This is a genomic window from Flavobacterium frigoritolerans, assembly GCF_025847275.1.
Taxonomy (GTDB): domain Bacteria; phylum Bacteroidota; class Bacteroidia; order Flavobacteriales; family Flavobacteriaceae; genus Flavobacterium; species Flavobacterium frigoritolerans.
In genome coordinates this window covers 138428-151492 of the sequence record NZ_JAOZEV010000003.1, presented here as the reverse complement: position 1 = coordinate 151492, position 13065 = coordinate 138428, and the positions used below count along the sequence as shown (strand labels likewise).

The 13065-nt window shown below is 31.5% G+C and carries 14 protein-coding genes; 4 read left to right on the top strand and 10 right to left on the bottom strand.

Annotated features, from left to right (window positions below; all coding sequences use genetic code 11):
- Position 1 precedes the first annotated feature (1 nt).
- Genes coaE through OIU80_RS05315 form a run of 3 tightly spaced genes read left to right on the top strand, consistent with a single transcriptional unit; the run spans position 2 to position 2961 of the window.
- A complete protein-coding gene (gene coaE / locus OIU80_RS05325; protein ID WP_264286014.1) occupies positions 2 to 598 on the top strand; it encodes a dephospho-CoA kinase in 597 nt (198 codons plus the stop codon).
- Positions 599 to 657: 59 nt separating this feature from the next.
- Positions 658 to 2241, top strand: coding sequence for a sensor histidine kinase (locus OIU80_RS05320; protein ID WP_264286013.1), 1584 nt, complete (start codon positions 658 to 660; stop codon positions 2239 to 2241).
- 3 nt (positions 2242 to 2244) lie between these two features.
- Entirely contained in the window at positions 2245 to 2961 is a 717-nt protein-coding gene (locus tag OIU80_RS05315; RefSeq protein ID WP_035620894.1) for a response regulator transcription factor, read from the top strand.
- 205 nt (positions 2962 to 3166) lie between these two features.
- On the opposite strand, the gene OIU80_RS05310 is transcribed toward OIU80_RS05315, so the two are convergent.
- The 8 genes from OIU80_RS05310 to OIU80_RS05275 all read right to left on the bottom strand — a co-directional run bounded on the left by OIU80_RS05310 (position 3167) and on the right by OIU80_RS05275 (position 10332).
- Complete coding sequence (locus OIU80_RS05310; RefSeq protein WP_264286012.1) at positions 3167 to 3910, bottom strand: acyl-[acyl-carrier-protein] thioesterase; 744 nt, start codon at positions 3908 to 3910, stop codon at positions 3167 to 3169.
- An 8-nt stretch (positions 3911 to 3918) separates the two neighbouring features.
- Complete coding sequence (gene miaA, locus OIU80_RS05305) at positions 3919 to 4848, bottom strand: tRNA (adenosine(37)-N6)-dimethylallyltransferase MiaA (RefSeq protein ID WP_264286011.1); 930 nt, start codon at positions 4846 to 4848, stop codon at positions 3919 to 3921.
- 161 nt (positions 4849 to 5009) lie between these two features.
- Positions 5010 to 5846, bottom strand: coding sequence for an ion transporter (locus tag OIU80_RS05300; protein WP_264286010.1), 837 nt, complete (start codon positions 5844 to 5846; stop codon positions 5010 to 5012).
- Between the two features lie 30 nt (positions 5847 to 5876).
- Positions 5877 to 7238, bottom strand: coding sequence for an exonuclease domain-containing protein (locus OIU80_RS05295; RefSeq protein WP_264286009.1), 1362 nt, complete (start codon positions 7236 to 7238; stop codon positions 5877 to 5879).
- A gap of 81 nt (positions 7239 to 7319) precedes the next feature.
- Positions 7320 to 7664 (bottom strand): four helix bundle protein, encoded by a 345-nt coding sequence (locus OIU80_RS05290; RefSeq protein WP_264286226.1) that lies wholly within the window; start codon positions 7662 to 7664, stop codon positions 7320 to 7322.
- A gap of 48 nt (positions 7665 to 7712) precedes the next feature.
- Complete coding sequence (locus tag OIU80_RS05285) at positions 7713 to 8372, bottom strand: YggS family pyridoxal phosphate-dependent enzyme (RefSeq protein ID WP_264286008.1); 660 nt, start codon at positions 8370 to 8372, stop codon at positions 7713 to 7715.
- Positions 8373 to 8386: 14 nt separating this feature from the next.
- The gene (locus OIU80_RS05280; protein ID WP_264286007.1) at positions 8387 to 9280 is read right to left on the bottom strand and encodes a 3-hydroxyacyl-CoA dehydrogenase family protein; all 894 of its coding nucleotides are present in this window, start codon (positions 9278 to 9280) and stop codon (positions 8387 to 8389) included.
- Between the two features lie 86 nt (positions 9281 to 9366).
- Positions 9367 to 10332 carry a Gfo/Idh/MocA family protein gene (locus tag OIU80_RS05275; protein WP_264286006.1) on the bottom strand — a complete coding sequence of 322 codons (966 nt, stop codon included), beginning with the start codon at positions 10330 to 10332 and terminating at the stop codon, positions 9367 to 9369.
- A 143-nt stretch (positions 10333 to 10475) separates the two neighbouring features.
- Here OIU80_RS05275 and OIU80_RS05270 point away from each other — a divergent pair, with 143 nt between their 5' ends.
- Positions 10476 to 11117 carry a protein-L-isoaspartate(D-aspartate) O-methyltransferase gene (locus tag OIU80_RS05270; RefSeq protein ID WP_264286005.1) on the top strand — a complete coding sequence of 214 codons (642 nt, stop codon included), beginning with the start codon at positions 10476 to 10478 and terminating at the stop codon, positions 11115 to 11117.
- A gap of 174 nt (positions 11118 to 11291) precedes the next feature.
- Here OIU80_RS05270 and OIU80_RS05265 read toward each other — a convergent pair whose 3' ends face one another.
- Together OIU80_RS05265 and OIU80_RS05260 are read right to left on the bottom strand one after the other, a co-directional pair.
- Entirely contained in the window at positions 11292 to 12299 is a 1008-nt protein-coding gene (locus OIU80_RS05265) for a helix-turn-helix domain-containing protein (protein ID WP_264286004.1), read from the bottom strand.
- A 110-nt stretch (positions 12300 to 12409) separates the two neighbouring features.
- Entirely contained in the window at positions 12410 to 13036 is a 627-nt protein-coding gene (locus tag OIU80_RS05260) for a hypothetical protein (protein ID WP_264286003.1), read from the bottom strand.
- Positions 13037 to 13065: the final 29 nt, after the last annotated feature.

Sequence of the window (13065 nt, the reverse complement as noted above, 5' to 3'; positions counted from 1 at the left end):
TATGACAAAAATAATAGGTTTAACAGGAGGTATTGGTAGTGGTAAAACTACCATAGCAGGCTATTTTGAAGCAATGGGAATTCCTGTTTATATTGCCGATGATGCAGCCAAAAAGGTAATGCAGTCTAATGAAATAATTACAGCAATACAGGCAACATTTGGAAGTGGCGTCTTTGAGAATAATATATTAAATAGAGCTAAATTAGCTGATATTGTTTTTAATAATGCAGATAAATTAACATTGCTTAATGCAATTGTTCATCCTGCTGTGAAAAAAGATTTTGAGGATTGGTTGTTAAAACACGAAAAAGAACCCTATATAATTTATGAAGCTGCAATTTTGTTTGAAAGTGGCCGTTATAAAGAATGTGATATTATAATTACGGTTACTGCCCCCCAGGAAACCAGAATTGAGAGAGTAATGAGTCGCGATAAAACTACTCGCGAACATGTTTTAAAAAGAATGGATATGCAATGGAATGACGAGCAACGTCTAGCGAATAGTAATTACGTTATTCATAATTTGAATCTTAAAAATGCAAAGCAAGAAGTTGTTAAAATTCTTAAAATTTTAAATATTAAACAAAATCACTCTTAAATGTTAATATTTGGTTAATGTATTATTTAGTATATTGTTAAAATATTAATTTTGTTTCGATGAATAAAATGTTTTTTAGAATTCTTGTCTTATTGATGAGCTTGTCCTTAATTGGGATAATTCTTGTTCAGGTCTATTGGTTTACTTCTTCATTTAAAAATAATGATGAACAGTTTAAGTTTCATGTTAAACAAGTTATTGGAAATGTAGCTGATAAGTTACAACAACAAGAGGCGTATAGTTTTTATGATAAATACAATCATTATAAAGATAGTACCGGTAAAGTTCCACAAAAAAATGATTTGTTAGAATTTTATTACGTTCAAAAAAACCCTAGAACGAATAAAATGATTGTATATTCAAATAGTATTATATCAGAAGATTATAATATTAATGGATCGTTCTTTGATAAGAAATTTAGTAGTGAAAGGTTTAAGAATTTTAATTCTAAGCGTACAACCGAAATCTATAATAATAACAATATAGATAATTCGACATTACAGCAAAGTATAATTCCAGATGTAAAGATTGAAAAATCAGGAAATCTAGATGTTTTGGATAATGCGCAATTTGAAATATTCTTTAAAGACATTGCTTCGGCAATGCCAATTAATGAAAGAGTTACCAAAGAGAAATTACAAAAACTCTTAAAAAAGGAATTAGAGGAGTATGGTGTAAAAACAAAATTTGAGTTTGGAATTTACAGTAGCGGTATTGCAACTAAAATTAAATCGGATGGATTCAAATATGACAAAGAAGCAACTTATTCGATACCAATTTTTGCAGATAATGAAGGAAATAACAAATATGAGTTATCAGTAACATTTCCTCACAAGAAGAAATTTTTACTATCAGAATTGGTAAGTATAACAATATTGTCAATCATATTTACGCTTATTATTATAATTGCATATACAAGCGCACTAAATCAGTTGATTCGTCAGAAGCATATATCTGAAATTAAAACAGATTTTATAAACAATATGACACATGAGTTTAAAACTCCAATTGCGACAATAAATTTGGCTTTGGATGCCATAAAAAATCCTAAAATTATCGAAGATAAAGAGAAGGTGTTTAGGTACCTTCAGATGATACGAGATGAAAATAAACGAATGCACGCTCAAGTCGAGAATGTATTAAGAATCTCTAAATTAGAGAAAAGAGAATTAGATATTAATAAAGAGCCAACCGAAATACATGGAATTATAGATGATGCAATAGAGCATGTAAGTCTGATTCTTGAAGATAGAGGTGGGACTATTACAAATCATTATGATGCTGCCAGAACAACAGCATTAATTAATGAGGTACACTTTACTAATGTCTTGGTTAATATATTGGAGAATGCTATAAAGTATTCGCCAGGTATTCCTAAAATAGAAATTTTTACGGAGAATATTAAAGATATGATTCTTATAAAAGTAAAAGATAACGGATTAGGAATGAGTAAGGTAGCTCAAAAAAGAGTTTTTGAAAAGTTTTACAGAGAGCATACAGGAGATTTACATAATGTTAAAGGTCACGGATTAGGCTTATCTTATGTAAAGAGAATCGTAGAAGATCATAATGGTCAAGTTTACGTTGAAAGTGAAAAAGGGAAAGGTAGTACCTTCATAATAAAAATACCACTAATAAATTAAAATATGGAAAATATCAATAAAAGAATTCTTTTAGTAGAAGATGACCTTAATTTTGGTGCAGTTCTTAAAGACTATTTAATGCTGAATGATTTTGAAGTTACATTAGCAAAAAACGGAATGGAAGGCTTCGAGAAATTCAAGAAAGACGTATACGATTTGTGTATTCTTGATGTCATGATGCCATATAAGGACGGATATACATTAGCAAAAGAAATCAGAGAGAAAAATAGTGAAGTGCCTATTATCTTTTTAACTGCAAAATCTATGAAAGAGGATGTGTTAAAAGGGTACAAAGCAGGTGCAGATGATTATTTGAACAAGCCATTTGATTCAGAAGTATTGCTTATGAAAATCAAAGCAATTATTCAAAGAAAATCTTCTGATACAAAAGCAGAACAAGTACAATTTGAGTTTAACATTGGTAAATTTCATTTAAATTCAAAACTTAGATTTTTAACTTTTGAAAATGAAGAGCCAATAAAGTTATCTCCAAAAGAAAACGAATTATTGAAAATGTTAATCCTTCACGAAAATGACTTAATGCCAAGAGAATTGGCTTTAACAAAAATATGGAGAGATGATAATTACTTTACTTCAAGAAGTATGGACGTATATATTGCCAAACTTAGAAAGTATCTTAAACCAGATGAAGATGTTGAAATTCTTAACATCCACGGTGAAGGTTTTAGACTAGTTGTTAAAAACAAAGTAACTGCATAAATAAATAGAAAAGCTTCGAGAAATCGGGGCTTTTTTTGTTTGCAACTATTCCTGCTTTATGTTACAAGAGTTTGCATAAAAAAAGCATTTCTAATGATTAAAAATGAGCTTCCGCTGGTCGCTATTTTTATTCAAGAAATGCTTTTTTTTATTTTAAACTGCTTTACACTGCAATCAGGGTTAGTATTTTGTACTTAAAAAGGTATTATTTTTTCCAATTTAGCTGTAAAGCAAAACATGTTTTGTCATCTTTGGTAATGCTAAAGGTGGTATTGGCTGCGGTTTCGCTTTCGTGAATCACTACATTGTCTTTTAAAGATAGTTCTTTCATGAAATTCATTTCAAAACTGTCTATTTCCTGATTTAATATTTTGTTTGAATCTACGTGATCCAGACACCATTCTAGATATTTTACATTATTGGCATGGTTTACAATATCTAAATCTGATAAATAAACCGTTTTTTCAAATACAGATTCTTTCTCTGGATTGACACTTATTTTAGAGAAACCATCAATAGTAGCTCTTTTGTCTGGAAACAATTCAAAATGTTCAAATGGCAATGCTAATCCTTCTGGACGACGTGCTTTAGTATTAAAAACTGCCCAAAATGTTTCGCTGCCAATTATCTTTTTACCATTTACATACATTTCTAATGCACGAACAGAACGAGAATTTTCGAGACTGTTAATCCATGTTTTTACGGTTACAACATCTTGCCATTTAGGCAAAGCTGTTACTTCTACACGCATTCGGCTTAAAACCCAAGCTTGGTCGAATTCTTGCATATCCGTAAAGCTAATTCCTCCAACTTCTGAATGTGCAGCAGCAGTTAGTTGTAAAAGATTACACATATCGGTATATTTCAAATAACCGTTTGGTGTGCATTGCGTAAAATTGATTTCCCAGTCTTTGCTTAAAACAGAAGTGAAATTTGGTGATATGGGCATTGTAAATATTAGATTTTAGATTTTAAAATTTTCTCGATGAAGCTAATTATCTCACTTTTAGGTGTTAGATAATCAAACCATTTTGTGTTTTCATTTCGCTTAAACCAAGTTAACTGACGTTTTGCAAAACGTCGTGTGTTTTTCTTGATTTCCTCGATTGCAAATGGTAATGTGAACTCGCCATCAAAATAACTAAATAATTCTCGATATCCGACAGTTTGTAAGGCATTTAACGCTTTGTTAGGATAAAGACGCTGCGCTTCTTCAAGTAAACCGTTGTTTACCATTATGTCAACTCGTTGGTTTATTCTTTCGTAAATTAGAGGTCTTTCTGCTTCTAATCCTATAAGGATAGGAGTGAAGTCTCGGTTGTTCTTCTTTTGATTTAGAAATGAAGAATATGGTTTTTCTGTTCCTAAGCAAACTTCTACGAAGCGCATCATACGTTGCGGATTTTGCAATGTCTGCGGATTTTCGATAGTAAGTTTATCGTAGTAACTAGTATCTAATTTTTTTAATTGCTCTTGTAAATACGTAATTCCGTTTTGTTCGTATTCCTGTGTTACTTTTTCTCGGATTGTAGCATCAATCTCTGGAAATTCATCAAATCCTTTTAATACTGCGTCGACATATAATCCTGAGCCTCCAATAAGAATTGCATAATCGTTGTGCTGGAATAGTTCTTCTAACTTAGTTATAGCTTCTTTTTCGTAATCGCCTACGGTATAGTTATCGAAGATAGATATATTCTGGATAAAATGATGTTTTGCAGCTTGTAGTTCGTCTTGATTGGGTACGGCTGTACCAATTGTCATTTCTTTAAAAAACTGTCGACTATCGCAGGATATTATTTCGCATTTGAAGTGTTGTGCCAAGGCGATGCTCAAGGCTGTTTTGCCAATAGCTGTTGGTCCGACGATGGTAATTAAGTATTTCATATTTTTTTTTAGCCCAGATGGAAATGTAAACCCCGGACTTAGATTTGTTTGTTTTTTTTGGTATAAAAGAGCGACTTTATGAAGCTCCTTTTATGTCTTAAAAAAATTATGAATGTAAGGAGGAGTTGTAATGTACAGCTGGAGATGGCTTCATAAATTAATTAATCTGGTAATGTTTCTCCACACTCATAGCAATACTTTGCATTGTCAAAATGAACTTGTGAATGGCATTTTGAGCACTTCTTTTTGGTGCTAATTGAGTTGCTTTTTAGACTGCTTTTGGCAAATTCGGCAGTTACGATTCCAGTAGGAACGGCAATGATTCCGTATCCCATTATCATTACTAATGAAGCTAAAAATTGTCCTAACGGTGATGCTGGTGAGATATCTCCATAACCTACAGTTGTTAAGGTTACAATTGCCCAGTAAATACCCATAGGAATGCTTGTAAAGCCACTTTCTTTACCTTCGACGACATACATTAATGACCCAATAATTATGGCGCTAATAACGACAAAGTAAATAAATACCAGAATTTTTTCTTTACTGGCTTCCATTGCTTCTCGGAGCTGTATTGATTGTTGTGATATTTGTGGAATATGTAAAATTTTGAACAATCGGAAGAAGCGCAAGACTCTTACAATGGTCAACACATTTGTAGCTGGGAAAAATATTGACAAATACATAGGTAGTATTGCCATTAAATCGATAATTCCATAAAAGCTAAAAATATACTTTATGGGTTTTTGTATCGAAATAATCCGTAAAATAAATTCTATTGTAAAGAAAACGGTAATAATCCATTCGCAAATAAGTAGTTGTGTGTGGTACTTATGATTAATACCTTCTACAGTATCCATCATAACTAATAGGACACTCAATAGAATAAGGCCTAAAAGGACCAAATCGAACATACGCCCTAAAAAGGTATTTGTACCATAAAGGATGATTTGAGTTTTTTGTCTGAAAAGATCGTATTTTGATTTGATTTTTGTCATATCTACGAAGATACTGAAAGTTAATATGTATTAAAAATGAATTACTTTTAATGATTTGCTTTTTCTCATATAGTTCTGAATTATACTCTTGGCATCGCGATTGGTTTGCATGGATATAAGGATATTTTTGAGAATTTCGATATTGGTAATCTGGTAGTTTAAATCGTAAAAAGCGTAACCTTTATAAACACCATTTTCTATTAATACAGCACTACGTTCGTTAACAGTTCGTCCACGATCTATTAAAATCATATTTTTATTTTCGAAGCTATAATCGGTAATAAAGTTTTGAACTCTTACATTGTATTCTTCGGGAGTAATCTCTCCGATGCAAGCGCCATCGCATTCTTTTATTTTATATTGAAAACATTCTTTTTTAGTTAGATATAAACCAGTAAGTTTTTGGCACAGTTTGTATTTATCTGTAATAAAGAATAAGGCATTTTTACCTTCTTGCAAACTTCCGTAAGAGGTAATTTCTTTCCTGCGTCCATCGGTTTTCTGGAGTTTTAAGTTCAGATATCCATTTTTATCCTTTTCAACATATAAAGATAGTGGAAAAATTGTTTTTTTCTGAGAGCGATTGTATTTGGGTTTATTAACTTTTATTTCTTCGCTTTCTTTTAAAAGTGCAATTAGCTCACTTCCAGTTTCGTCATAAGTAACTGTAAATACCTCGGCTTGGATCTTTTTGCTTTTGATATTTGTTCCAGTAAAATGCTGATTAATGCGTTTTTTTATATTTCGGCTTTTGCCAATGTAAATTATGGTTCCACTTTCGTTATGAATATAATATACACCGGTTTTTGTAGGTGCTTGCGCTACGATATCTAGTAATTTTGGCGCAATACCTTTTTCGATTTCGAGTTTTATGAAATCTTTTATAATTGTTTTTTCGGTATCTTTTTCTAAAAGCATTTTAAACAACTTAACAGTTGCCATTGCGTCGCCATTGGCGCGATGTCTATCGGCCATTGGAATTCCAAGTGCACGAACTAGTTTACCTAAGCTATAAGAAGGTTGCTCTGGAATTAATTTTTTGGCAAGCTCAACTGTACAAAGGGTTTTGGCTTCAAAATCATAGCCTAAGCGTCTAAATTCTGTGCGTAAGATTCTGTAATCAAAAGATGCATTGTGTGCTACAATAACACAATCGGAAGTGATTTCAATAATTCGTTTGGCAACTTCAAAAAATTTTGGTGCTGAACGCAACATAGCATTGCTGATGCCTGTAAGTTTTACGACAAACGGCTGAATTGGAATTTCAGGATTAACCAAACTAATAAATTGGTCAACCACTTCATGGCCATCAAATCTATAGATAGCAATTTCGGTAATTCCTTCTTCGTTAAACTGTCCTCCAGTTGTTTCTATGTCTAGTATTGCGTACATTATCAATGTCAATTTCAAAAATCAATTTCAAAAATCAATTTCAATAACAATTCCTGAAAATTACTACTGTTATTGTCATTGTTATTGATTGTTTTTATTTAGTATCATTTTTGATGAAATTGCAATAAGTTGTTCTACTTCAATTAGAAGTTTGTCTCTTTTATCGCTATCTCCTTCTTTAATATAATTCAGAATTTTTAATGAGTTTCTTGATTCTTTTAACTCTTTTGCTACTAGTGAAACTTTAAAAATAAAATCTTTACTAGTAATTGTGCCTTGTGCCTCTCCAAAATTTAAGCAAGCGCTTCCAAATGACCGGATTAATTGATTTTTATAATACTCATTTTCAAATAATCTTTCTAATTGCCTTGTAAAGAAAATACATTCTCCAGCAAAACGAACTAATCTATCTTCAAAATTGAATATTTTTCCATTAAGTTATTGTTTTTTGCAATTGACATTGAATTTTGCAATTTATCTTCCTCCAAATATACTACTTCCAATGCGAACCATAGTACTGCCACACTCTATTGCAAGTTGGTAATCTCCTGACATTCCCATTGAAATAGTATTCAGTTTACAGTTTACAGTTTCTGTAGCTTGTAAAGAGTTGAAGATTGATTTTAAATGCGTGAATTCTTTCTTTATTTGGTTTTGGTTTTCGGTAAAAGTTGCCATTCCCATTAAGCCTCTAACCTGAATGTTTTTCATATTATGAAATTCATCTGAAGCTAGGAGTGAGGTGAGTTCTTTTTCGTCAAGACCAAATTTTGTTTCTTCTTCGGCGATATGAATTTGAAGCAGGCAGTCAATAATGCGATTATTTTTGGATGCTTGTTTATTGATTTCCTGTAGTAGTTTTAAACTATCGACTCCATGAATTAAGCTAACATACGATGCCATAAATTTGACTTTATTTGTTTGTACGTGCCCAATCATGTGCCATTGAATGTCTTTTGGCATTTCTTCCCATTTGTCTGTCATCTCCTGGATTTTGTTTTCTCCAAAAATACGCTGACCAGCTTCGTAAGCTTCCATTAAATCAGTAACGGGTTTGGTTTTGGAAACCGCAACTAATGTTACATGTTCTGGCAGGGAAGCTTTTATGGTATTTAAATTTGATGCTATTGACATTTTATTTTTTATTTTTATGAAATGATAAACTGCTTTGAGATTTTCTCTGCTTTTTTACTTTCACTATAATCATAGAATCCTTCGCCAGATTTCACTCCTAATTTTCCAGCACGTACCATATTTACTAGTAATGGACATGGTGCATATTTAGGATTTTTAAAACCGTCGTACATCACATTTAGAATAGCTAAACATACATCAAGACCAATAAAATCAGCTAGTTGTAATGGTCCCATTGGGTGTCCCATTCCAAGTTTCATTACAGTATCTATTTCATAAACTCCAGCTACTTTGTTATATAACGTTTCGATAGCTTCGTTTAGCATAGGCATTAAAATTCTGTTTGCCACAAAACCTGGATAATCGTTTACTTCAACAGGAGTTTTACCTAATTTTACAGATAATTCCATAATAATTTTAGTAACTTCATCACTAGTGTTGTAACCACGAATGATTTCTACCAATTTCATGATTGGCACAGGATTCATGAAGTGCATTCCGATAACACGTTCAGGATGTGTAACAACAGCTCCAATTTGTGTTATAGAAATAGATGAAGTATTTGTTGCTAAAATTGTATTATGCGAACAAGCTTCGTTTAATTGTTTAAAAATATTTAGTTTTAAATCAATGTTTTCAGTAGCTGCTTCTACAACTAAATCTACTCCTACAACACCATCTTTAATGTCTGTGTAGGTAATAATATTTGTTATTGTTTTAGCTTTTTCTTCTGCAGTAATGCTTCCTTTTGCAAGCATTCTGTCTAAGTTAGCGGCAATGGTTGCCATTCCTTTATCTAATGATTTTTCAGAAACATCAATTAGTTTTACAACAAAACCACTTTGAGCAAATGTATGAGCAATTCCGTTACCCATTGTTCCAGCACCGATTACAGCTATTGTTTTCATATTATTTAAGTACTATATTTTATAATTTTAGCCACAAACTCACAAATTAATTCGTGAATTTATGGCTAACTTCTTTTAGGTTATTTTTATTTATCGAAACAGTCAATAATTTGGTAAGCCACTCTTAATGCATCTGTTGCTTGTTCTAGAGTCACAATTGGATCAGTATTGGTATTGATTGCATTTGCAAAAGATTCTAGTTCATCAAGAATTGCATTGTTTTGGTCTACATCTGGGTTTGTAAAATAGATTTGCTTTTTTACGCCTTCTGCATTTTGCAAAATCATATCGAAATCACCTGGTATTTCGGGAGCATCTTTCATACGAACAACTTCACATTTCTTTTCTAAAAAGTCAACTGAAATATAGGCATCTCTTTGGAAAAAACGTGTTTTACGCATGTTTTTCATTGAAATTCTGCTTGCTGTTAAGTTCGCAACACAACCATTTTCAAATTCAATTCGAGCATTGGCAATATCCGGAGTATCGCTAATTACTGAAACTCCACTAGCATTGATGTTTTTTACTTTCGATTTCACTACGCTTAAAATGGCATCGATATCATGAATCATCAAATCTAAAACTACAGGAACGTCTGTACCACGAGGATTAAATTCGGCTAAACGATGTGTTTCTATAAACATCGGATTTTCGATCATGTTTTTTGTTGCTATGAATGCTGGATTAAAGCGTTCGACATGTCCAACCTGACCTTTTACGTTATATTCTTTTGCTAAAGCAATAATTTCTTCGGCTTCTTCAACAGTATTCGAAATTGGTTTTTCGATGAAAATATGTTTTCCTGATTTAATGGCAACTTTAGCACATTTGTAGTGTGATAATGTTGGAGTCACAATATCAATTACATCAACAGCATGTATTAACTTAGCAATTGTATTGAAATTTTTATAACCGAATTCTTTGGAAATTTTCTCGGCGTTTTCTTGATTTTGGTCATAAAAACCAACTAATTCATATTTATCAGATTGTTGTAATAAACGTAAATGTATTTTACCTAAGTGACCAGCACCTAAAACTCCTACTTTTAACATGAGAATGTATTTTTAACAAAAATATAATTTATTTGTTGAAAGTGAAAGTGAATGCTTTAAAGTTTTAGTAATTTAATATTTAAGAATCAATATTTGAATTACTATTTACTTTCTTATTTTTACCAAAATTAAAAGATCAAACATTGAAAGACACTGCCAAACATCAAGGACTTCGGAATCAATTAGTAAGCACTTTACAACAAAAGGGAATTACCGATAAAGCTGTTTTGGAAGCGATAAAAAAAATCCCAAGACACCTTTTTTTGAACTCTAGCTTTGAAGATTATGCTTATCAGGACAAAGCTTTCCCGATTGGTGCGGGGCAAACTATCTCTCAACCTTACACTGTAGCGTTTCAGTCGCAGCTGTTAGAAGTTAAAAAAGAACATAAAGTATTAGAAATTGGTACTGGGTCAGGGTATCAAACTGCAGTATTATATATGTTGGGAGCCAAGGTATATAGTGTCGAAAGACAAAATGAACTGTTTAAAACAACATCAGTTTTATTTCCTAAATTAGGAATTCGTCCGAAACATCTTTCTTTTGGAGATGGTTATAAAGGATTACCTACTTATGCTCCATTTGATAGTATAATTGTAACTGCAGGAGCGCCATTTATTCCGCAACCATTAATGGCACAATTAAAAATAGGAGGAAGACTAGTGATTCCGCTAGGAGAAGATGTTCAAATTATGACATTATTAATTCGTAAAAACGAAACTCAATTTGAAAAACATGAGTTTGGAGAATTTAGATTCGTACCTTTATTAGAGGATAAAAATTAAATTTTGGTTTTGTACCAATAGTAAAAAGTTTTACCATTAAGAGATTAAGTTTCTTAATGGTTTTTTTTTTGTTTCGAATTTAGTTTATCCATCTAATAGCTTCCATTTAGATTAAACTTAATTTTTCTTAATTGCTTAATGGTGAAAAAAAATGTTTAAAGTTTGGTAATGTAGCTATTGAGAAACCAATTGGATAGCACGTTGTAAATTATCTTTTTCGATCCGTGCAACATAGTTTATGAAAATTGATTTGTCGTTTTTATTCTGGCTTTCCGCTAAAATTGAAAAATATTCATTTTTATGTTCATTATCACCTTGAATAGTTGCAAAAACATAGCCGTTTTGGATTAATATCCAATTCATTAATAAATGAGCTATTTGAATGTTTCCGCTTTCAAAAGGACTAATTGTCATAATTTTTAAATGTGCTTCAGAAGCTAGTAATATAGGATGCAGTGTACTCTTATTGGTTTCAAACCAACTGAAGAATGAACTCATTTCGCGAATGATTAAAGAATCACTTTTATATTTTCCAGCATGTTCAGGTTTTATTCCTCTTAAAATTTGATTATGAATTGTTAGTATTTCTTTTTCATTTACTACACTGTTTTTTTGAGTCAGATCTTTGATATAAGAAATAGTTTCATGATGGTTTACAGCTTCTAAATGTTCACGCATCGTCTTGCCTCCAATAGTTAATCCTTCATTAATTACTGCTTTAGTTTCTTGTAGTGTCAGTGAGTTGTCATTAATGCGATTGCTTTCGTATGTAAATTCCAACTCTAAAATTTTAGAAATTCGATGCAATTCAAATTGTTGAAAGGATTGTATTTTTGTTTTTAATATTTCAATTTCATCTAAAACGTTTTGTAGTGTTGATAAGATGATCGAAGTATCTGCTTTTTTGATATTTTGAATTTCGATTTCGGCGAGATGTAGCGCTTTAAGAGCTAATTCTTCATGTCCAATTTCATGTATTATTTTTTCTTTTAACCAAACGATTAATAGATTTTCAAAATCAATATCGAGTAATGAAGCAAGTTTAATAATTTGTTCTCTTGTAGGTTTTCGGGTGCCACTTTCAAATTTACTTATTAATGCTTGATCAATTTCGAGTAATTGTGCTACTTCTCTGGTTTTAAAACCTTTTTGTTCTCGAGCATTTTTAAGTATCATTTTCATTTCAGAAGCATGGTTTTAATTGTCAAGACAAAAATAGTCATTGTTTTTGCAATAAAAAATAGCATTAAAAATGAATTCAATGCTATTATACTTTGTTTTTATAATAGCTATTATTTCTTAGGTAGGGTACCGTCTTTTTTCATTTCGTTTATGATGGTTCTCATGATGTCATCTACAGTAAGACCTATATCTGTAACATCTGATGATTGTGTAGTGCCAGACCATATTAATTTTTTCTCTTTTAAAGAAAAAACATTGGTTTCGACTATATAAAAGGTATTTTCGACATAATAGCCAGGAGAGTAAAAATCAGTTCCATACATTCCGTACCAACCACCAAAAGGGCCTCCATATAGGCCGTTATAGCCTCCGTAATAAATACTAGTATCTATTCCAGGAACATAATCGGTTTGTTTTTCTTTGCTTACCAAGCGCATTGTTACTACGCCATCAAAATTTTCATCGTGTAATATTTTTAATTTTTGATCATCTGTAAGACCATTGTTAACTTGATTCAAAAATTGATATGAAGTATGAAAAACAGGGCTATTTGCTGCAATTCTGTTCTCAATAAGGCTTCGTGTTTCTTCATTTTTTATTAAAGCTACGACTAATACTTTTTTGAAATTTTGTGAACTAATTGTTATTTCTGGATCTCTCCAACTACTAACAATTGAAGAACTAGTACCGCATCCATATAATAAGATTACAGTTAATACAACAAATATTCTTTTCATAAATTGAAATTTAAAATTTATTGTAGTAA

What these genes read in the sequence shown, in the direction of transcription:
- coaE (WP_264286014.1), top strand. Translation starts at nt 2, where the DNA reads ATGACAAAAATAATAGGTTTAACAGGAGGTATTGGTAGTGGTAAAACT.
- OIU80_RS05320 (WP_264286013.1), top strand. Translation starts at nt 658, where the DNA reads ATGAATAAAATGTTTTTTAGAATTCTTGTCTTATTGATGAGCTTGTCC.
- OIU80_RS05315 (WP_035620894.1), top strand. Translation starts at nt 2,245, where the DNA reads ATGGAAAATATCAATAAAAGAATTCTTTTAGTAGAAGATGACCTTAAT.
- OIU80_RS05310 (WP_264286012.1), bottom strand. Translation starts at nt 3,910, where the DNA reads ATGCCCATATCACCAAATTTCACTTCTGTTTTAAGCAAAGACTGGGAA.
- miaA (WP_264286011.1), bottom strand. Translation starts at nt 4,848, where the DNA reads ATGAAATACTTAATTACCATCGTCGGACCAACAGCTATTGGCAAAACA.
- OIU80_RS05300 (WP_264286010.1), bottom strand. Translation starts at nt 5,846, where the DNA reads ATGACAAAAATCAAATCAAAATACGATCTTTTCAGACAAAAAACTCAA.
- OIU80_RS05295 (WP_264286009.1), bottom strand. Translation starts at nt 7,238, where the DNA reads ATGTACGCAATACTAGACATAGAAACAACTGGAGGACAGTTTAACGAA.
- OIU80_RS05285 (WP_264286008.1), bottom strand. Translation starts at nt 8,372, where the DNA reads ATGTCAATAGCATCAAATTTAAATACCATAAAAGCTTCCCTGCCAGAA.
- OIU80_RS05280 (WP_264286007.1), bottom strand. Translation starts at nt 9,280, where the DNA reads ATGAAAACAATAGCTGTAATCGGTGCTGGAACAATGGGTAACGGAATT.
- OIU80_RS05275 (WP_264286006.1), bottom strand. Translation starts at nt 10,332, where the DNA reads ATGTTAAAAGTAGGAGTTTTAGGTGCTGGTCACTTAGGTAAAATACAT.
- OIU80_RS05265 (WP_264286004.1), bottom strand. Translation starts at nt 12,299, where the DNA reads ATGAAAATGATACTTAAAAATGCTCGAGAACAAAAAGGTTTTAAAACC.
- OIU80_RS05260 (WP_264286003.1), bottom strand. Translation starts at nt 13,036, where the DNA reads ATGAAAAGAATATTTGTTGTATTAACTGTAATCTTATTATATGGATGC.